General features: G+C 36.3%; 19 protein-coding genes. 1 reads left to right on the top strand and 18 read right to left on the bottom strand.

The genetic code is table 11. The features are described from left to right. Positions 1-2: 2 nt before the first annotated feature. The 7 genes from ABH961_RS03050 to ABH961_RS03020 are packed head-to-tail and all read right to left on the bottom strand — an operon-like array spanning position 3 to position 5,558. Positions 3-983, bottom strand: a complete 981-nt coding sequence (locus ABH961_RS03050) for a biotin--[acetyl-CoA-carboxylase] ligase (protein WP_048543513.1) — start codon at positions 981-983, stop codon at positions 3-5. Next, complete coding sequence (locus ABH961_RS03045; RefSeq protein WP_048543517.1) at positions 968-2,161, bottom strand: CCA tRNA nucleotidyltransferase; 1,194 nt, start codon at positions 2,159-2,161, stop codon at positions 968-970. The genes ABH961_RS03050 and ABH961_RS03045 overlap by 16 nt, the downstream gene beginning before the upstream one ends. After that, positions 2,148-3,293 (bottom strand): N-acetyl-alpha-D-glucosaminyl L-malate synthase BshA, encoded by a 1,146-nt coding sequence (gene bshA, locus ABH961_RS03040; RefSeq protein WP_098078502.1) that lies wholly within the window; start codon positions 3,291-3,293, stop codon positions 2,148-2,150. Before bshA ends, ABH961_RS03045 begins: the two co-directional genes overlap by 14 nt. Next, positions 3,294-3,995 carry a bacillithiol biosynthesis deacetylase BshB1 gene (gene bshB1 / locus ABH961_RS03035; protein WP_048543522.1) on the bottom strand — a complete coding sequence of 234 codons (702 nt, stop codon included), beginning with the start codon at positions 3,993-3,995 and terminating at the stop codon, positions 3,294-3,296. An 11-nt stretch (positions 3,996-4,006) separates the two neighbouring features. Then, on the bottom strand, positions 4,007-4,402 hold the full coding sequence (gene mgsA, locus ABH961_RS03030; RefSeq protein ID WP_046955216.1) for a methylglyoxal synthase: 396 nt from the start codon (positions 4,400-4,402) through the stop codon (positions 4,007-4,009). A gap of 14 nt (positions 4,403-4,416) precedes the next feature. Further along, positions 4,417-5,217 (bottom strand): dihydrodipicolinate reductase, encoded by an 801-nt coding sequence (gene dapB / locus ABH961_RS03025; RefSeq protein WP_098047377.1) that lies wholly within the window; start codon positions 5,215-5,217, stop codon positions 4,417-4,419. Next, a complete protein-coding gene (locus ABH961_RS03020; RefSeq protein ID WP_048543622.1) occupies positions 5,217-5,558 on the bottom strand; it encodes a nucleotide pyrophosphohydrolase in 342 nt (113 codons plus the stop codon). Before ABH961_RS03020 ends, dapB begins: the two co-directional genes overlap by 1 nt. 583 nt (positions 5,559-6,141) lie before the next feature. Between ABH961_RS03020 and ABH961_RS03015 the strand changes: the two genes are divergently transcribed. After that, positions 6,142-7,023: a YitT family protein gene (locus ABH961_RS03015; protein ID WP_098047376.1), complete on the top strand. Its 882-nt coding sequence runs from the start codon at positions 6,142-6,144 to the stop codon at positions 7,021-7,023. 28 nt (positions 7,024-7,051) lie between these two features. Here the strand turns inward: ABH961_RS03015 and ABH961_RS03010 are convergent, their stop codons facing one another. The 11 genes from ABH961_RS03010 to ABH961_RS02960 form a co-directional block, all read right to left on the bottom strand. Then, the gene (locus ABH961_RS03010; RefSeq protein WP_404518861.1) at positions 7,052-7,693 is read right to left on the bottom strand and encodes a uracil-DNA glycosylase; all 642 of its coding nucleotides are present in this window, start codon (positions 7,691-7,693) and stop codon (positions 7,052-7,054) included. Positions 7,694-7,794: 101 nt separating this feature from the next. Then, positions 7,795-8,475 carry a zinc metallopeptidase gene (locus ABH961_RS03005; protein ID WP_002096760.1) on the bottom strand — a complete coding sequence of 227 codons (681 nt, stop codon included), beginning with the start codon at positions 8,473-8,475 and terminating at the stop codon, positions 7,795-7,797. Positions 8,476-8,587: 112 nt separating this feature from the next. Further along, the gene (gene ypjB / locus ABH961_RS03000; protein WP_048543532.1) at positions 8,588-9,376 is read right to left on the bottom strand and encodes a sporulation protein YpjB; all 789 of its coding nucleotides are present in this window, start codon (positions 9,374-9,376) and stop codon (positions 8,588-8,590) included. 107 nt (positions 9,377-9,483) lie between these two features. Continuing rightward, positions 9,484-10,170: a lipoprotein intramolecular transacylase Lit gene (lit, locus tag ABH961_RS02995; protein WP_048543533.1), complete on the bottom strand. Its 687-nt coding sequence runs from the start codon at positions 10,168-10,170 to the stop codon at positions 9,484-9,486. A 25-nt stretch (positions 10,171-10,195) separates the two neighbouring features. Beyond that, a complete protein-coding gene (lhaT, locus tag ABH961_RS02990) occupies positions 10,196-10,786 on the bottom strand; it encodes a lipoprotein heptaprenylglyceryl N-acetyltransferase LhaT (RefSeq protein WP_000262813.1) in 591 nt (196 codons plus the stop codon). A gap of 122 nt (positions 10,787-10,908) precedes the next feature. Then, positions 10,909-11,676, bottom strand: coding sequence for a menaquinol-cytochrome c reductase cytochrome b/c subunit (gene qcrC / locus ABH961_RS02985; RefSeq protein ID WP_000554603.1), 768 nt, complete (start codon positions 11,674-11,676; stop codon positions 10,909-10,911). A gap of 43 nt (positions 11,677-11,719) precedes the next feature. Then, entirely contained in the window at positions 11,720-12,394 is a 675-nt protein-coding gene (qcrB, locus tag ABH961_RS02980) for a menaquinol-cytochrome c reductase cytochrome b subunit (protein WP_000932700.1), read from the bottom strand. Then, positions 12,395-12,907, bottom strand: a complete 513-nt coding sequence (gene qcrA / locus ABH961_RS02975) for a menaquinol-cytochrome c reductase iron-sulfur subunit (RefSeq protein ID WP_001290419.1) — start codon at positions 12,905-12,907, stop codon at positions 12,395-12,397. 143 nt (positions 12,908-13,050) lie between these two features. Further along, complete coding sequence (locus ABH961_RS02970) at positions 13,051-13,506, bottom strand: YpiF family protein (protein ID WP_048543535.1); 456 nt, start codon at positions 13,504-13,506, stop codon at positions 13,051-13,053. A gap of 155 nt (positions 13,507-13,661) precedes the next feature. Next, on the bottom strand, positions 13,662-14,198 hold the full coding sequence (locus ABH961_RS02965; protein WP_001095922.1) for a ReoY family proteolytic degradation factor: 537 nt from the start codon (positions 14,196-14,198) through the stop codon (positions 13,662-13,664). 73 nt (positions 14,199-14,271) lie between these two features. After that, a complete protein-coding gene (locus ABH961_RS02960) occupies positions 14,272-15,534 on the bottom strand; it encodes a tetratricopeptide repeat protein (RefSeq protein ID WP_098078672.1) in 1,263 nt (420 codons plus the stop codon). Positions 15,535-15,733 lie beyond the last annotated feature (199 nt).

Raw genomic sequence — 15,733 nt, 5'->3', positions numbered from 1 at the left:
TTTTACTTAATTTCGATATCCGCAGAATGAATGTGATGTACTTTCCCTTCATGGTCCTCCAGAAGCAATACACCATCCTCTGTAATTCCTTTTGCTACCCCTGTAATTGTCTCCCTCATCGTTCGAGCGGTAATTTCTTTCCCGATGCTCACAGCGTAACTTTCCCAAAGAATTTTAATGACAGAGAAACCATTTTGTAAATACTCTTCATATAATTTTTCTAGTTGTAAAAAGATTTGTTGCATAAGCTCTGCACGAACAATTGGCTTACCGGATTCAATCGCTAAAGAAGTAGCAATATGCTGAATTTCCTCATCAAAATGTTCTTGCTTTTGATTCGCATTAATACCAATCCCCATAATAACAGCATTAATTTTATCGGGATCCGCCTGCATTTCTGTTAATATACCTACAGCCTTTTTACCTTGAATTAAAATATCATTTGGCCATTTTATTCCTACGTTTACACCCGTGCACTTTTCAATTGCTTGTGCAACGCTAACAGCCGCTAATAAAGTAAGTTGTGGTGCATGATGAACCGGGATTGATGGACGTAAAATAATACTCATCCAAATTCCTGTTCCTTTTGGTGAATGCCATTTCCTGCTTAAACGACCTCTGCCGGCTGTTTGTTCTTCTGCAACAACAATCGTTCCTTCTTCTGCACCTTCATAAGCAAGTTTTGCTGCAATATGCTGCGTAGATTCAACAGACTCTTCAAAATATACCGTTCTACCAATATGTTTCGTTTGTAACCCTAACTGAATTTCATTAGCAGTCACTTTGTCTGGCTTACTCGCAATTCGATAACCTAATCGACGCACAGCTTCAAGTTCATATCCCTCATTCCGAAGGTCCTCCATATGTTTCCACACAGCGGTTCTTGAACAACCAAGTTTATCACTAATCGTTTGGCCAGATACAAACGCGCCATCCGCTTCTGAAAAAACTTGCAATAACTGCTTTCTTATAGTAGATTGCATTCTTGCAGCCACTCCCTTATACACTCTTTCTCATTAACTACGTTTCCTTGTACGATTGCTTCCTCAATTTTTTGAATCATTTCAGCAACCCACGGACCTGGCTTTTTATTTGCCCAGTTTAATAAATCATTCCCAGTCACATTCATTTCTTGTCGATTCTTGATTGGCAATGCTTCAAACAACGTTTGTACCCGTTTAACAGATGTATTATCATAGCTTTCAATCATCGCTTCATATACTCTTTCTGCCATTTCAGCGATATGAATTCCCGTTTTATAAAGAAGAACTGTATCCCAATCCTTCTCCTTTCTCGTACGGATTGTTAATAAAACTGCAACGATATCTTTTATTTTTTTATTCGAAAACTTCCATTGACGTAAAAAGACAGATGGATGCTCTTCCCCAATACAATATAAGAAGAATGCCCATGCCTCAATGTCCGTTTCAAAAGAATCCCAGTTATACTGCGTAGCTTTTAATAATCTCTCTTCTGACATTTGTAAATATGGCAGATGAGAAAATAGCTTCGTTTCTACTAATTCTTGCAAGCCCTTCACGCAATATGTACCAGTTAACAGTTTCTCAAACTCCACTGTAATTCGCTCAATTGCAATATGTTCTAGCAAATGTCCATATGTTTCTATTGCTTGTTTCGTTTTCATTTCTAAAGAAAAACCTAACGTACTTACGAAACGAATACCACGCATCATTCGCAGGGCGTCTTCTTGAAAACGATCCGCAGCATTGCCAACTGTCACAATTTCTCTCTTTTGAATCGCTTGCTGTCCAGCAAATAAATCAACCATTTTGCCTTCTTCTGTCATCGCAATTGCATTCATTGTGAAATCACGACGTTTTAAATCCTCTTCTAATGAACGAACAAATTGAACACTACTAGGTCTTCGAAAATCTTCATATTCGCTCTCTGTTCGAAAAGTGGTTACCTCATAAGGTTCACCATTTTCTACCACAATTACAGTTCCATGCTCAAGACCAACAGGAACATGTCTTGGAAATATAGCCATCACTTCTTCTGGTAAAGCAGATGTCGCAATATCAATATCTCCAATCGGCCTATCGATAATAAGATCTCGTACGCTTCCGCCGACAAAGTAGGCCTCATGTCCTCGTTGCTTTAAAGTCTCAATAATAGAACTAGCTTTTTTAAATCTTTCCATTTTTGTCATCCCTTAGTACATCATAGTAAATCGTTTCATATTGTGAGACGATTTTTTCAGAGCGGAACTGCTCGTAAACACTTGCTCTTGCTCGCTCTCCCAAATTACGGTGAAGTTCTTCATCCTTTAATAGCTGAATGGCTTGATTCGCCACTCCTGTTGGATCGCCAACTTCACATAAATATCCTGTTTCACCATGTTGAATGACTTCTGGAATACCTCCAACCCTTGTTCCGATACAAGGTACACCACACGCCATCGCTTCTAATAAAACAAGACCAAAACTCTCCTTCTCTGAAAGAAGCAACATTAAATCACTCATCGCAAGTAGCTCTGCAACATTATCTTGCTTCCCTAAGAATAAGACGCGATCTTCAATATGTAAATTTTTTACTATCTGTAAAATCGTGCAAAATTCTGGTCCATCTCCAACAAGAAGCAACTTCGCATCTACTTCTGTAACAATTTTAGCAAATGCCTGAACAACATCTTGCACACGTTTCACTTTACGGAAATTTGAAATGTGAATCAGTATCTTTTCACTCTCACTTATACCGTATTCTTTCTTTAATTGAGACATATCACGCTTGAAATATACACGCTCGTCTATAAAGTTATATACCGTTTGAATGTTTTTATTTGGTTTTACAAGCTCATGCGTTTCGTTAATCAATGAATGCGAGACAGCCGTCACAACATCAGATTGCTCAATACCAAAACGAATTAAATTATTTAACGAAGGGTCGGAACCTAACACAGTAATATCTGTTCCATGCAAGGTTGTAACAATTTTAATACGCTCTCCAATCATTTGTTTTGCTAAATAAGCACAAATGGCATGTGGTATTGCGTAATGCACATGTAAAATATCTAGGTTCTCTCTTTGTGCGACCTCTGCCATTTTACTCGCTAACGCTAAATCGTATGGTGGATATTGAAATACAGAGTATTGATTTACCGTCACTTCATGAAAATAAATGTTTGGATACACTTTATTTAACCGGAATGGTAAACCCGATGTAATAAAATGAATTTCATGCCCGCGTTCCGCTAATTGCTTTCCTAATTCTGTTCCAACAACCCCAGAACCACCTACAGAAGGATAACATGTAATACCTATTTTTAATTTCATTTACATCCCCCCTATTAAATCAGCATGTAATAAAACCGGTTTCTTACTCATAAATCCCTCGGCATATAAGACTCCAACTTCTTTTCCAAACATTTTCTCTCGAGCGACCACAGTTTCAACGTAACCTTCTGTTAACGGCGTTTTCACACCATCACTCCCTGTTGAAAACTGACTTTCATACGCTTCTAATGCTTCCACTTTTATAGAAAGGTACTCACTTATATCTATACAAAAATTCGGTTTATGAAAACCATTAATCATATAATAATAAAAAGACTCCACGCGATGTGGCGAAACCTCTGGCATATATTTACGAATTCCCGCTGAAAAAATAGCTTCTTCCACAAGTTTTGCACAATTTGCATGATCTGGATGACGATCTTCATAATACGGCGCGAAAACTAGTTTCGGTTTATATGTACGAATCACCTTTACAATTTCACGTATATACTCTTCTTTCATATACAAACCACGGTCTGGCATCGCTAAATTCAGTCTCGTTTTTACTCCCATTATACGAGCTGCCGCCTTTGCCTCTTCTTTTCTCAATTCTATCGTTCCATTAGAAGAAAGGTCAGCTTCTGTTAAATCACAAATACCTACTTCATACCCTTGCTTCGTATATTTAGCAATGGTACCAGCCATGCCGATTTCAACATCATCGGCATGAGCACCAAACGCTAATATATGTAATCCACTCATAATTGTTCCCCTCATTTTCTAAACTTGCGGTAATCTAAATCTCCTCGCTCTAATGCGTGCATTAACATTTCAGCACTTGCCATATTCGTTGCAAGTGGAATCGCATATACATCACATAAACGAAGCAATGCATTTACATCTGGTTCATGCGGCTGAGCAGTTAGTGGATCTCGGAAAAAAATCACCATATCCATATCGTTTTTTGCAATCATGGCACCAATTTCTTGATCGCCACCAAGAGGACCCGACTGAAATCTTGTTACAACTAAACCAGTTGCCTCCATAATACGAAGTCCTGTCGTCCCTGTTGCAAATAATTCATGTTGTTCAAAAATTGGTTTATATGCGTATGCAAACGAAACCATGTCATCTTTCTTTTTGTCATGTGCGATTAAGGCAATTTTCATCCGTTGTCTCCCCTTTAGTCGATAATATTTTCTAAACCGTACACAAGATGATCTAGATTCATTACTGTATCAATTGATAGTTTTACACCCGACATAAATGATGCACGATTGAATGAATCATGACGAACCGTTAACATTTGTCCATCTCCACCAAACATTACTTCTTGGTGTGCAATAAGTCCTGGTAAACGTACACTATGAATGTGAATGCCGTCTACATTTGCACCACGAGCACCTTTTAGTTGTTCTACTTCATTCGGATGACCTTGCTGCTTTGCTTCACGATTTTGACGAATTAATTCTACTGTTTTTACTGCTGTACCAGATGGTGCATCTAACTTTTGATCATGATGCAATTCAATTACTTCAACATCTTGGAAATACTTCGCTGCCATTTGTGAGAATTTCATCATAAGAACTGCACCAATTGCAAAGTTTGGAGCGATAATTGTTCCTACTGCTTTTTCTTTCGCATTCTCTCTTAATTGCTTTAGTTCTTCTTCTGTAAATCCAGTTGTACCAATAACAGAACGAAGTCCACGCTCAACTGCTAGTGTAACGTGTTGTTTCCCAACTTCTGGCGTTGTTAAATCTAACAACACATCTGCTTCTACTTCCTCTAAACAAGTATGTAAATCTGCGTAAATTGGCGCTTGTAACGCTGGCATGCCCGGTAAATCAGAAATTTTCTCTCCACCATGCTTATAATCCACTGCTGCTACCAAATTAAAATGTTCCGTTCTTTCCATAAGAAGGACTGCTTCATGTCCCATACGTCCTCTTGGTCCAGCGATAATTACTTTAATTTCTTTCATTATTCTTTCTCTCCCTCATCAATACGTGTCCAGCGATCTTTATCACGTGTATTAAATTTATTCATTACAATGTTATGTGCCGTTTCTAAATCAATATTTAAACTATTTGCCATACAAATCATAACAAATAATACATCTCCAAGCTCTTCTTCCAGACTACGTTCTTTTTCAGTTGTTTTCTTCGGTTTCTCACCATAATAATGATTTACCTCTCTTGCAAGCTCCCCCATTTCTTCCGTTAAACGAGCCATCATTGCAAGTGGACTGAAATAACCTTCTTTAAACTGACCAATATATGCATCTACTTCTTTCTGCATATCCTTCATCGTTTTTGCTTCCATACAATTCACCTCTAATCCTTCCTCTTTCATGTTAGCCAATTCATCGCGATTTGACAAATATTATTCCCTGCAAAACACCTATTTGCGCCCCCTTTTTAGATAGAATATAATAAAGTGAAACTTTCTTTTGCGGTTTTTGCAAAAGATTAGTTGAACCAATCGGGCTCTTATGGCTGGTTTGATCTCACTTCACTGCTTTACCCTCTACCAGCCGTTAGAGCGGGGTAAAGTGAAACTTTCTTTTGCGGTTTTTGCAAAAGATCAGCCAGAACCAATCGGGCTCTTATGGCTGGTTTGATCTCACTTCACTGCTTTACCCTCTACCAGCCGTTAGAGCGGGGTAAAGTGAAACTTCTTTTGCGATTTTTGCAAAAGATTAGCCCGAACCAATTGGGTTCCAGCGGCTGGTTTGCCCTCCTTCAGAGCTTTATCCCCTATCAGCCATTGGAACGGGGTAAAGTGAAACTTCTTTTGCGGTTTTTTATAGCCTTCACTATTTTTACTAAAAGCTAGAAATTACTTATCATTATGTTTTACCGTATCAGCGGAGCAATGCCATTTACATAATTAGGAGGATTTCTATATGACATCAAATTTGAAGATTCGAAATATCATTTTCATTTTAATCGGTTCCGCTATTTTTTCTTTCGGTATTGTGAATATCAATATTGAAAATCACCTTGCAGAAGGTGGATTTACCGGTATTACACTATTATTGTATTTTCTATTTAAGCTTGATCCTTCTTATTCAAACTTAATTTTAAATATCCCTATATTTTTTATTGGTTGGAAGTTACTTGGAAGAACGACATTTATTTATACACTAATCGGCACCTTCAGCGTATCTTTATTTCTATGGATTTTTCAACGTTACGAAGTTCTCAACTTACATGTAAACTTACAAAATGATATGACACTCGCGGCTTTATTCGCCGGGGCATTTATCGGTGTCGGTCTTGGAATCATATTTAAATATGGCGGGACTACTGGCGGTGTGGATATTATCGCAAGACTCGCTCATAAATATGTTGGCTGGAGTATGGGGAAAACGATGTTTATGTTTGATGCTATCGTCATTATCGTCTCTATTCTTACCTATTTATCGTACCGCGAGGGCATGTATACGTTAGTTGCTGTTTTTATCGGGGCGAAAGTCATTGATTTTATGCAAGAAGGAGCCTATGCGGCAAAAGGAGCAACTATTATCTCAGATAAAAACGATGAAATTGCTGCCAAAATTTTATCTGATATGGAACGCGGAGCTACTTTTTTAAAAGCTGTTGGATCGTATACAAAAGTGGAACGGAACGTATTATATTGCGTTGTTGCTAAAAATGAAATCGTGAAATTAAAAAATATTATTACTTCTGTAGATCCTCATGCCTTTGTTGCTGTAAGTGATGTACATGATGTAGTTGGTGAAGGTTTTACGTTAGATGAAAATAAAAATCCGTTACATAAATAAACGCAACTAGAAAAGCTCTCTAGCTTTTCTAGTTTTTTATTACATGTTTTTTAAGTTTCTCTAAATCCTCATAAATAAGCTCCAATAAACTCCGATTATAAAAAATGGAAGCAGGATGAAAAGTCGGGAAAATATGATATTCTTTCTCTGACCATGTAAACGCTGCACTTTGCATATCCTTTACTTTTTGAATAGGCTGTTTTAATAATTTTCCGTGCACATCAGTTATTTTTTTATGTTTTCCTATTAAACGTTGAAGGCCGATATTTCCAAGTGTGACGATAAGCTTCGGGTTTATTTTCTCTAATTCATAATCTAACAACGGGGCATGGGCAAGTATTTCTCCTTGATTTGGCGTTCTATTATACTTTTTCTGTATGATTTCACCATTTCGTTCTTTTTTCTCTCGCCACTTATATGGTCTACTTCGAACAGCGCTCGTGATATATACTTCTTCCCTTTTAACTTGAATACGCTCTAAAAAATCCATTAGTTGTTTTCCCGCCCTCCCGCTAAACGGAATCCCATTATGAATTTCTGTTTCACCAGGCGCTTCTCCTAACAACATAAATTTCGGATTTTCAGGACCTTGTCCACTTAAGAAACCTTCTAGCTGATAAAGAGCACTTTGTTCTTTCACTTGTTTTACTAAATGGCTTGGATATTTCATTTTCCCCACCGCCTTTCCGTATTACTTCTATTATTTCTATTTGCAATACATTATATAATTCAATTCATAAAACAAAAAAAGACTATCAAAATTGATAGTCTTTAGTCGTCGCTACGCTGCATACCAGTATACATTAATACGAGACGTAATAATTCAAATACCGCTACAGCTGCAGCTGCTACATATGTTAATGCTGCCGCATTTAATACTTTACGAGCTTGCCCATATTCATCTGTTGATACGATACCTAACGCTTCAATTTGTTGCATCGCACGCTTTGATGCATCAAACTCAACAGGTAATGTAACGAGTTGGAACACAACACCTGCTGCCATTAAGATGATACCTAATAACAATAAGTTAGACATAGATGCAAAGGCACCAATCATAATAAATACCCAGGAAATATTTGATCCAAAGTTTGCAACTGGCACTAACGAATGACGAATACGCATAAAGTTATAGTCTTTTGCATCTTGAATTGCGTGTCCTACTTCGTGTGCTGCAACTGCTGTACCAGCAACTGAATGACCGTAATAGTTGTCTGTTGATAATCGAACTGTTTTGGCAGTTGGATCATAATGGTCTGATAAATGACCTGGTGTTTCTTCTACAGCTACGTTGTATAATCCATTCTCATCTAAAATTTTTCGAGCCACTTCCGCTCCTGTCATACCTGATGTTGAATAAACTTGTGAATACTTGCTATAGGCACTACGTACTTTTGACTGTGCATACAACGGTATGATCATTATGATCGCGAAGTAAATTAAATAAAACATCATGAACCTTTGAACCTCCATTGAAGTTTTAATTATAGTACTTCTCATTCTATTTTCTTCTGACATCATTGTCAATGAATAAACCTTACAATCCATATCTTTATTTATTGCATTATCTATTTTTAGAGTGTACATTACTTTTTCTTTTTTCTCTCTCTCCTTTATACTTTCTCCATCCAACATAAGTTAATGTGAATAAAATAAGACCTCCAGTAATTGTCATAAACCAAATGAGAGAGGGTGCAATTTCATCTTTTTTTACTGTGTGAAATATTTTTTGCAAATCCCCTTTAATGATTCCTACTTGCATTTGCCCACCTTTCGTTTTTAACATAACGTTACGAAATTCATCCAAATAAGATAAATGGGCATTTACACGCTGCACTTCGTTTTCTGGCAAAGCAATCATTAAGCTTGGATAAATAATATTAAATTCATGTAAGAATGTGTTTAACGTTTGTTGAAACTGTCCCGTATCTTCTTTTTTCATCGCCTTTTCCATTTGAGAAAAGGCACCCATTACTTTTTTTTCTCTTTCCATCCAAAGTGGTTGATATTTCGACACTTTCGCATCAACAGCGAGTTGTAGGGCTAACACATTATCAATTTTAACTTGTTTACCTAAATCTGTTTCCGCGAGTGATTGTTTCGCCTTGTCGTAAGCTAAAGAAATAACTCTAACTTGATCTGGCGTTACTTCTTGCTTCTTTTCATTCCCCTTTATGACAAACTGCTCCGAGAAATGTTGTAATACTTGTACTGCTTTTTCATCTTCATTACGCTTCACTAATTGTAATGAGTCGTCTAACAACCCTGTTAGTCCACTCCACTCTTCAGCATATATACGTAACGGAAACATTATAATTAGAAATGCTATCAATCCAATTAATGTTCTCTTCATCACGGTCCCCCCTATAACTACTAGTACAAAATATGTTAATTGGGACAAGAATAGAACAGAACTGGACCGAAAAATATATTATCGTTTTACAAACAAAAAAATTCTCTTTAAACAGAGAATTTTTCCTTTGAAATCCTTTTCTTTTTTACGAAATATCTATACAAGCTGTAACAAAGTATGCTGCCACATAAAATAAATAATAAAATTGCACACGCAGCATGCATAAAGAATTCTTCTGGTAACATTAATATAATTGGATCCGTTTCAATATCAAACATCCAATAATCATTACTGAATAACAGCTTATGGAATAATACAAAACTCTTTTCAAAATTAATAGCGATCGGTAACATGAGCGCGATCGGTAAGATAATTGTTAAAATTGATCCGTGCAGTAAAAACTTTTCATTTTTCTTTTTTAATAAATAAATCCCGCCTATTATTGCAATCATAATTGTCGCATACATTACATATTGAATCTTTACTAAAATATTTTTAACATCTACAAAATGAATACGGCCATTTGTAGACATATCTAATGTTGGAAACTGTAATGCCCCGTCATAAAACGGAGATAAATATGTGATAAGCACATCATAATTTTTTTTAATATCAGCCTTCGTCATATCCGCTAAGTCTGGGATGTTTAAAAAATCAATTTCAAAATAATATAGCCATTTTCCGTATACAACCGCTGTTGTTGCGAGTGCAAATATAGAAAATGCTATGCTATATGAAACAACTATAGTAATCAATCGATCCAATATTTTTGTACCACTCTTATTTTTCTTCATTTTCTCCCCCTACATGTTCTAACTATCATAAAGAAAACTGTTTTCGGTTCTCACGCAAGCAATAATAATATGTAAGACATAGTGTGACGATGCTTAGCCAAAACGTAAAGTAACCAATTTCTTCTACAAACAAATGCATAATTCCATATCTCGGCATTTGCCAAAATAAATAATCAATTGCATCATTATGTAATGTCCATATAGCTGCTACCGCAAAATGCCATTTTTTTATACGGTAAAACGGTGCATATAACAATCCTTGTACTGCCATCGCAAAGTGCGAAAGCATTAACATATACCCCATAAGACCAATAGGACCTTTTACATAGATCATAATTGCATTTACAACAACAGCCCATATACCATATTTCATCAAAGTAACAATCGCTAGCGCCTCTATTAATCCCCAATTTCTCTTTCTTAAAAAAGCAATTAAAACAAAGACAAAAAAGAGACTCGCCATCGGGCTATCGGGTACAAACGGCCAAAATATAGGTGAGGTTTCTTTTAATTGATTTCCATACCATATAAATCCGTATATTGTACCTAATATGTTAACAACTAATAAAAATAATAATATAGAGCGTTGTCTTAACATTGCATACAAATAAACCAAGCTGTATGTCCAACACCTTTCAAACAAAGTCATTCTTTCCTCAAACTCTACTCTATTATATAGTAAACTTTCTTTCATCAAAATAAAAAGCTGACTACAATTTTTTTGCAGTCAGCTTTTTATTATTTTTTATTATACTTTGCAACGAATTCCGAAAGCTTCTTCAGTTCCTCATCTGTACCTTTAAATACCCCTTTAGGCATTGAACCTTTTCCCTCTTTCGCAATCTTAGCAATTTCTTCTGGCTTTAAAGTTAAGTTTTGCAGTGCCGGTGCTGCTGCCCCGCCTTGTAAATTGTCACCGTGACATGTTAAACAAGTATTTTTTTGCATTAATTTATAACCATCATCATTTTTATCAACTGGTGCTGTTTTTACAATTGCTCCTTGTTTTTTTGCAGCTTCCCAGTCGTGGTGTGCTACAGATTCCCAAGTTAAAAAGATAATGGATGCAATTGCTAAAAGCATAAATCCCGTTGCTACAGGACGCTTCAATGGGCGTCTTTCTGGACCTCGATCAAGAAATGGAGCTAACAGTAATGCGCCAAACGCAATCCCTGGCATAATGAATGCTCCAATTACAGTAAATGAGCCAGAAGCATAAGAATACTTTAATAACTGATACAAGAATAAGAAATACCAATCTGGAAGTGGTATATACCCAGCATCAGTTGGATCCGCCATTCTTTCAAGCGGTGACGGATGCGCCACTGTTAAACATAAATAACCGATTAAAAAAACTGCACCAACCATCCATTCTTTTAACAAGAAGTTTGGCCAAAATGCTTCTGTTTTCCCTGGGTATTCAGAATAGTCTTTTGGAATATTTGGTTTTCGAGCTACTGGTACCCGAGAATCTCCTACAAACTTCATCCCTTTACCGCGATGCATAATCTCCCTCCTTTAGTTCTTTCCCCTTTAATTTAGCAATCTCTTATAGTGGACCGGAAATACCTTGTTTGCGAATCATGATGAAGTGGAAGGCCATTAAACCTAGAAGTGCTGCTGGTAAGAAGAAGACGTGAATAGCAAAGAAGCGAGTTAATGTTTGAGCGCCAACAATTTCGGAATGACCAGCGAGTAATGTTTTAATGTAAGGACCAATGAGCGGCGTTTGCTCTGCAATTTGGATCCCTACTTTCGTAGCAAATAACGCTTTCATATCCCACGGTAATAAATATCCGGTAAAACCAAGACCTAACATAACAAAGAAAATAAGAACACCAACAATCCAGTTTAACTCACGAGGCTTTTTATACGCACCCTGGAAGAAAACTCTAAGTGTATGTAAAAACATCATTACAATGACGAGACTAGCGCCCCAGTGGTGCATACCACGAACAATTTGCCCATATGCAACTTCATTTTGTAAATAATAAACCGATTCCCAAGCATTTTTAATATCAGGCACATAATACATCGTCAAAAACATTCCTGATAAAATTTGAATTACAGTAACGAAAAAGGTAAGTCCTCCAAAGCAATAAACGAATGCAGAAAAGTGATGTGCCGGGTTTACATGTTCAGGTACTTCATGATCAGCGATATCACGCCATATTGGTGTAATATCTAACCTTTCATCTACCCAATCATAAATTTTATTTAGCATCTACTTTGCACCCCCTTTTGGCTTCGCTTTGCCTAAATACAGCGTTCCATCTTTTACTTTGGACTCGTATACATCAAGCGGAGCAAGGGGCGGCGTGCCTTTAATGTTCATCCCGTCTTTTGTGTAACGGCCCCCGTGACATGGACAAAAGAATTGATTCGGATGTGCTTTGTCCGAATTCCAGTTAACTGTACATCCTAAATGTTTACATACTGGAGAGAACGCAACAATGTCTCCGCTTTCATCTTTATGAACCCAAGCTGATTTTGGCTCTTCGGACTTGTACCAACCATCAACCTGCTTCACCTTAAAGTCGAAACGTTTCGGCTCTGTTGTAATATCCTTTACTTGTGCAACAGCAACCATATCCGTTCCCGCTTCTTTTCTTAACACCGGATCAAGCGCAAATCGCGTCATCGGCATTAAAATACCCGCTGCCATAAAGCCTCCTACCCCTGTAAGGGTGTAATTTAAAAACTGTCTTCTTGATACACGATGTTCTTTCTCGCTCACGAAAATTTCCCCCCTCTATCAGAAATTGTCCCCTCGTGATAAATTATATAAAAAATAAAAACTAGGACACTATCATGATATAATACGCTTAGGTACAGGTCAATATCATACTACTCATAATAATAAGAACTTTCTGTTTATTATTACTTTCCCCATTTTTCTTCTAACATCACCATTATATTTTTTATATGTGCATGAATAACTTCTCTTTTTGCTTGATCACTGAATTGTTCTAACGCTAATGAAGGAAACCAAAATAAATCTCCTTGTAACTCTTGCATATCTTCTTTCCATGAAAAATCACTTGTAACATAAGCAATATGCTTAAAACCTTGCTTTTGCAAATGATTTGTCCATTCTTGCAAACGACCTTTTTCATTTTTTTGACTTTCTACTAAATACGTAAATGCAGGTAGTAAAAGTACTCTTCCTTTATACTCTCTTTCCAACTCCATACTCAACAATTCGATAAATTCACCTTGTTCTACTACCATTTTCATTTCTTTTGCTGCCGAAATTGATAAAAGTGGTATAACACCAGTATCTACATAATCTCTAGCTTGCTCAAACTGCTCCACATCTTTTACACTCCATTTCAAATGTCTTCCCTCCCTTCATTTTCAAATGACAGAACTTTCACTTTATATATATTAAACCATACTAAAAGAGGTAAAAAAAGAAAAACTACCTATATTAAGGTAGTTTTTCTTAAAAAAGTCTGAAATTTGTAAAATTTTATGAATCCAAATGAATTCTATAACATCTTTAACTCAGCTGTTAACTTATGAAACGCTTCCTTATCTTGCTTATCCAGCGCTTCATCAATTTGTTTCAAAAGACGTTCTCTTCTAAAAGAAAATACACTTTCTTCTAAAAATCTTTCTGCAAGTAAACGATCTTTTTCATTTACTTCAATATGCTTTGGTAAATACGGGTTTTCTTCTAATACAGCTACATAATTGGCATTTTGAAACGATGATTTAAAATTGAGTTGAATATAAATATCTTCATCTCGATTTAAACGAATATCATGAAACGATTTTTCAGCATCTGTTGTCATAACATTTTGTTTAAAAAAGTGAAATGGTGTGTCTTTCACACAATTCGCGGACATCACTAAACCACGCGGACAATATTTTGCATGCTCTACGAAGTGGACTTTATGCATCAATTGGTCATGACTCATTAAATAATTCAAAATCCATACACATTCACGCTGTTTCAGTTGGTAATTATTCAAAAACCATTTTACAAAATCCTTCTTCTCGTTTACAGAAACAGGGGTATTCATAGCAATTAAGTCCCTCCTCTGTCTTTCTCTTTTCTTTTTAGATTCAAGAAGCGGTATTCAGTTTCCTTCCAACTTATGAAAAATCCTCTAAATTATATAACAATTCTTCAATATGAATTTGTGTCGGGTCTAGTTGTATTAACTGAGTAAATACTTCTTTCGCCTCTTTTCGCATACCTTCTTCCAATAAGAAATAACCGTACTCTTCCAAGAAGTCTGGATGATTCTTAAAAGAAGTATATGCACTTTCATAGTGTTTTAATGCATCCGAATACATTTCTAATTGTTTTTTTGCAAACGCAAGATCCCAAAGTAGTTGTGTATCTGGTTCTCCGCTATCAATCGCACGCTCTACAACTGCAATTAACTCTTCATATTTTTCTTGTTCTTTTAAGATATACGCATATTTTAATATCGCACCTAAATGTCCTGGATCTAACTCAAGCGCTTTTTGAAGCACTTCCTCTGCTTCCGCTATTTTTCCTAATTTCGCCGCAATGTTCGCTAATTCTACATAAAATGGTACAGAAAGCTCATCTACTTTAATTCCTTCTTGAAGTGTTTCATAGCTTTCTTGAAGCATTCCTTCTTTTTCATAGCTTTTCGCCAAATACATGTACAGCGATGCATACTCCGGATCTAATTCTTTTAGTTCTTGCCAAGCACCAATTGCTCTTTGGTATTCTTCACCTTGGTATAATGTGAAGGCATATCCAAATAATGAGTGGATATCTTTTTGTTCCTCTAAACCTGCTTCATAGTAAGAGATCGCTTCTTCCCAATTTCCAATCGCACTTAACGTTTCTGCGAGGCGAAGTGCAATGACAACACCACCCATGACTTTATGTTCTGCTAATAGCGACTCATAATGAGTGATTGCCTTTTGTTCTTCACCTTTACTACTATATAACTCTGCTAATCCAAACGTAATAACAGGTTCGTCAGGCATCATTTCTTTCGCCTTTAATAGTTTTTGTTCTGCTACATCATCGAAACCTTGCATTTGGAATAAATCTGCAACAAGTAATAACGATTGAACATATAAGTCATCATTTTCTGGAATATCATGAAGCACTTCAATCGCTTCATCTTCTTTGTCTAGATCAATATATAATTCTGCTAAAAATACAGTGAATTCACTTTCTTCCGGATACAATAAACGCAAGTCTTCTGTAATAGCTAACGCTTCATCCGCAAATCCAAGTGTATGATAATAGCGAGCGATATCATACTTCTCTTCATCATTCGCAATTTTTAATTGTTCTTTTAATAATTGTAATCCTTTTTCCGCTTCACCATTTTCAATATATGAAACAGCTTGTTCAAACTTTTGCATAAACGTCTCCTTTAATTCTAACAAATATTATTTTCTGTTCATTTACCCCGATTGGTGCGGGCTAATAATCAGTGAGGGGATGAGCATCCCCTCACTGATTAAAGTTTCACTTTATCATAAGCAACTAGGTGTACGAACGCAACCTTTAGAATGAGCATACTTCATCTTGTACTTTCACTGACAACGATTCAAATATGCC

The sequence above is a fragment of the Bacillus sp. RC251 genome, assembly GCF_044908765.1.
Taxonomy (GTDB): Bacteria; Bacillota; Bacilli; order Bacillales; family Bacillaceae_G; genus Bacillus_A; species Bacillus_A wiedmannii.
Note: the sequence above shows the minus strand (reverse complement) of the source record. Positions and strands in the feature narration are given on the sequence as shown.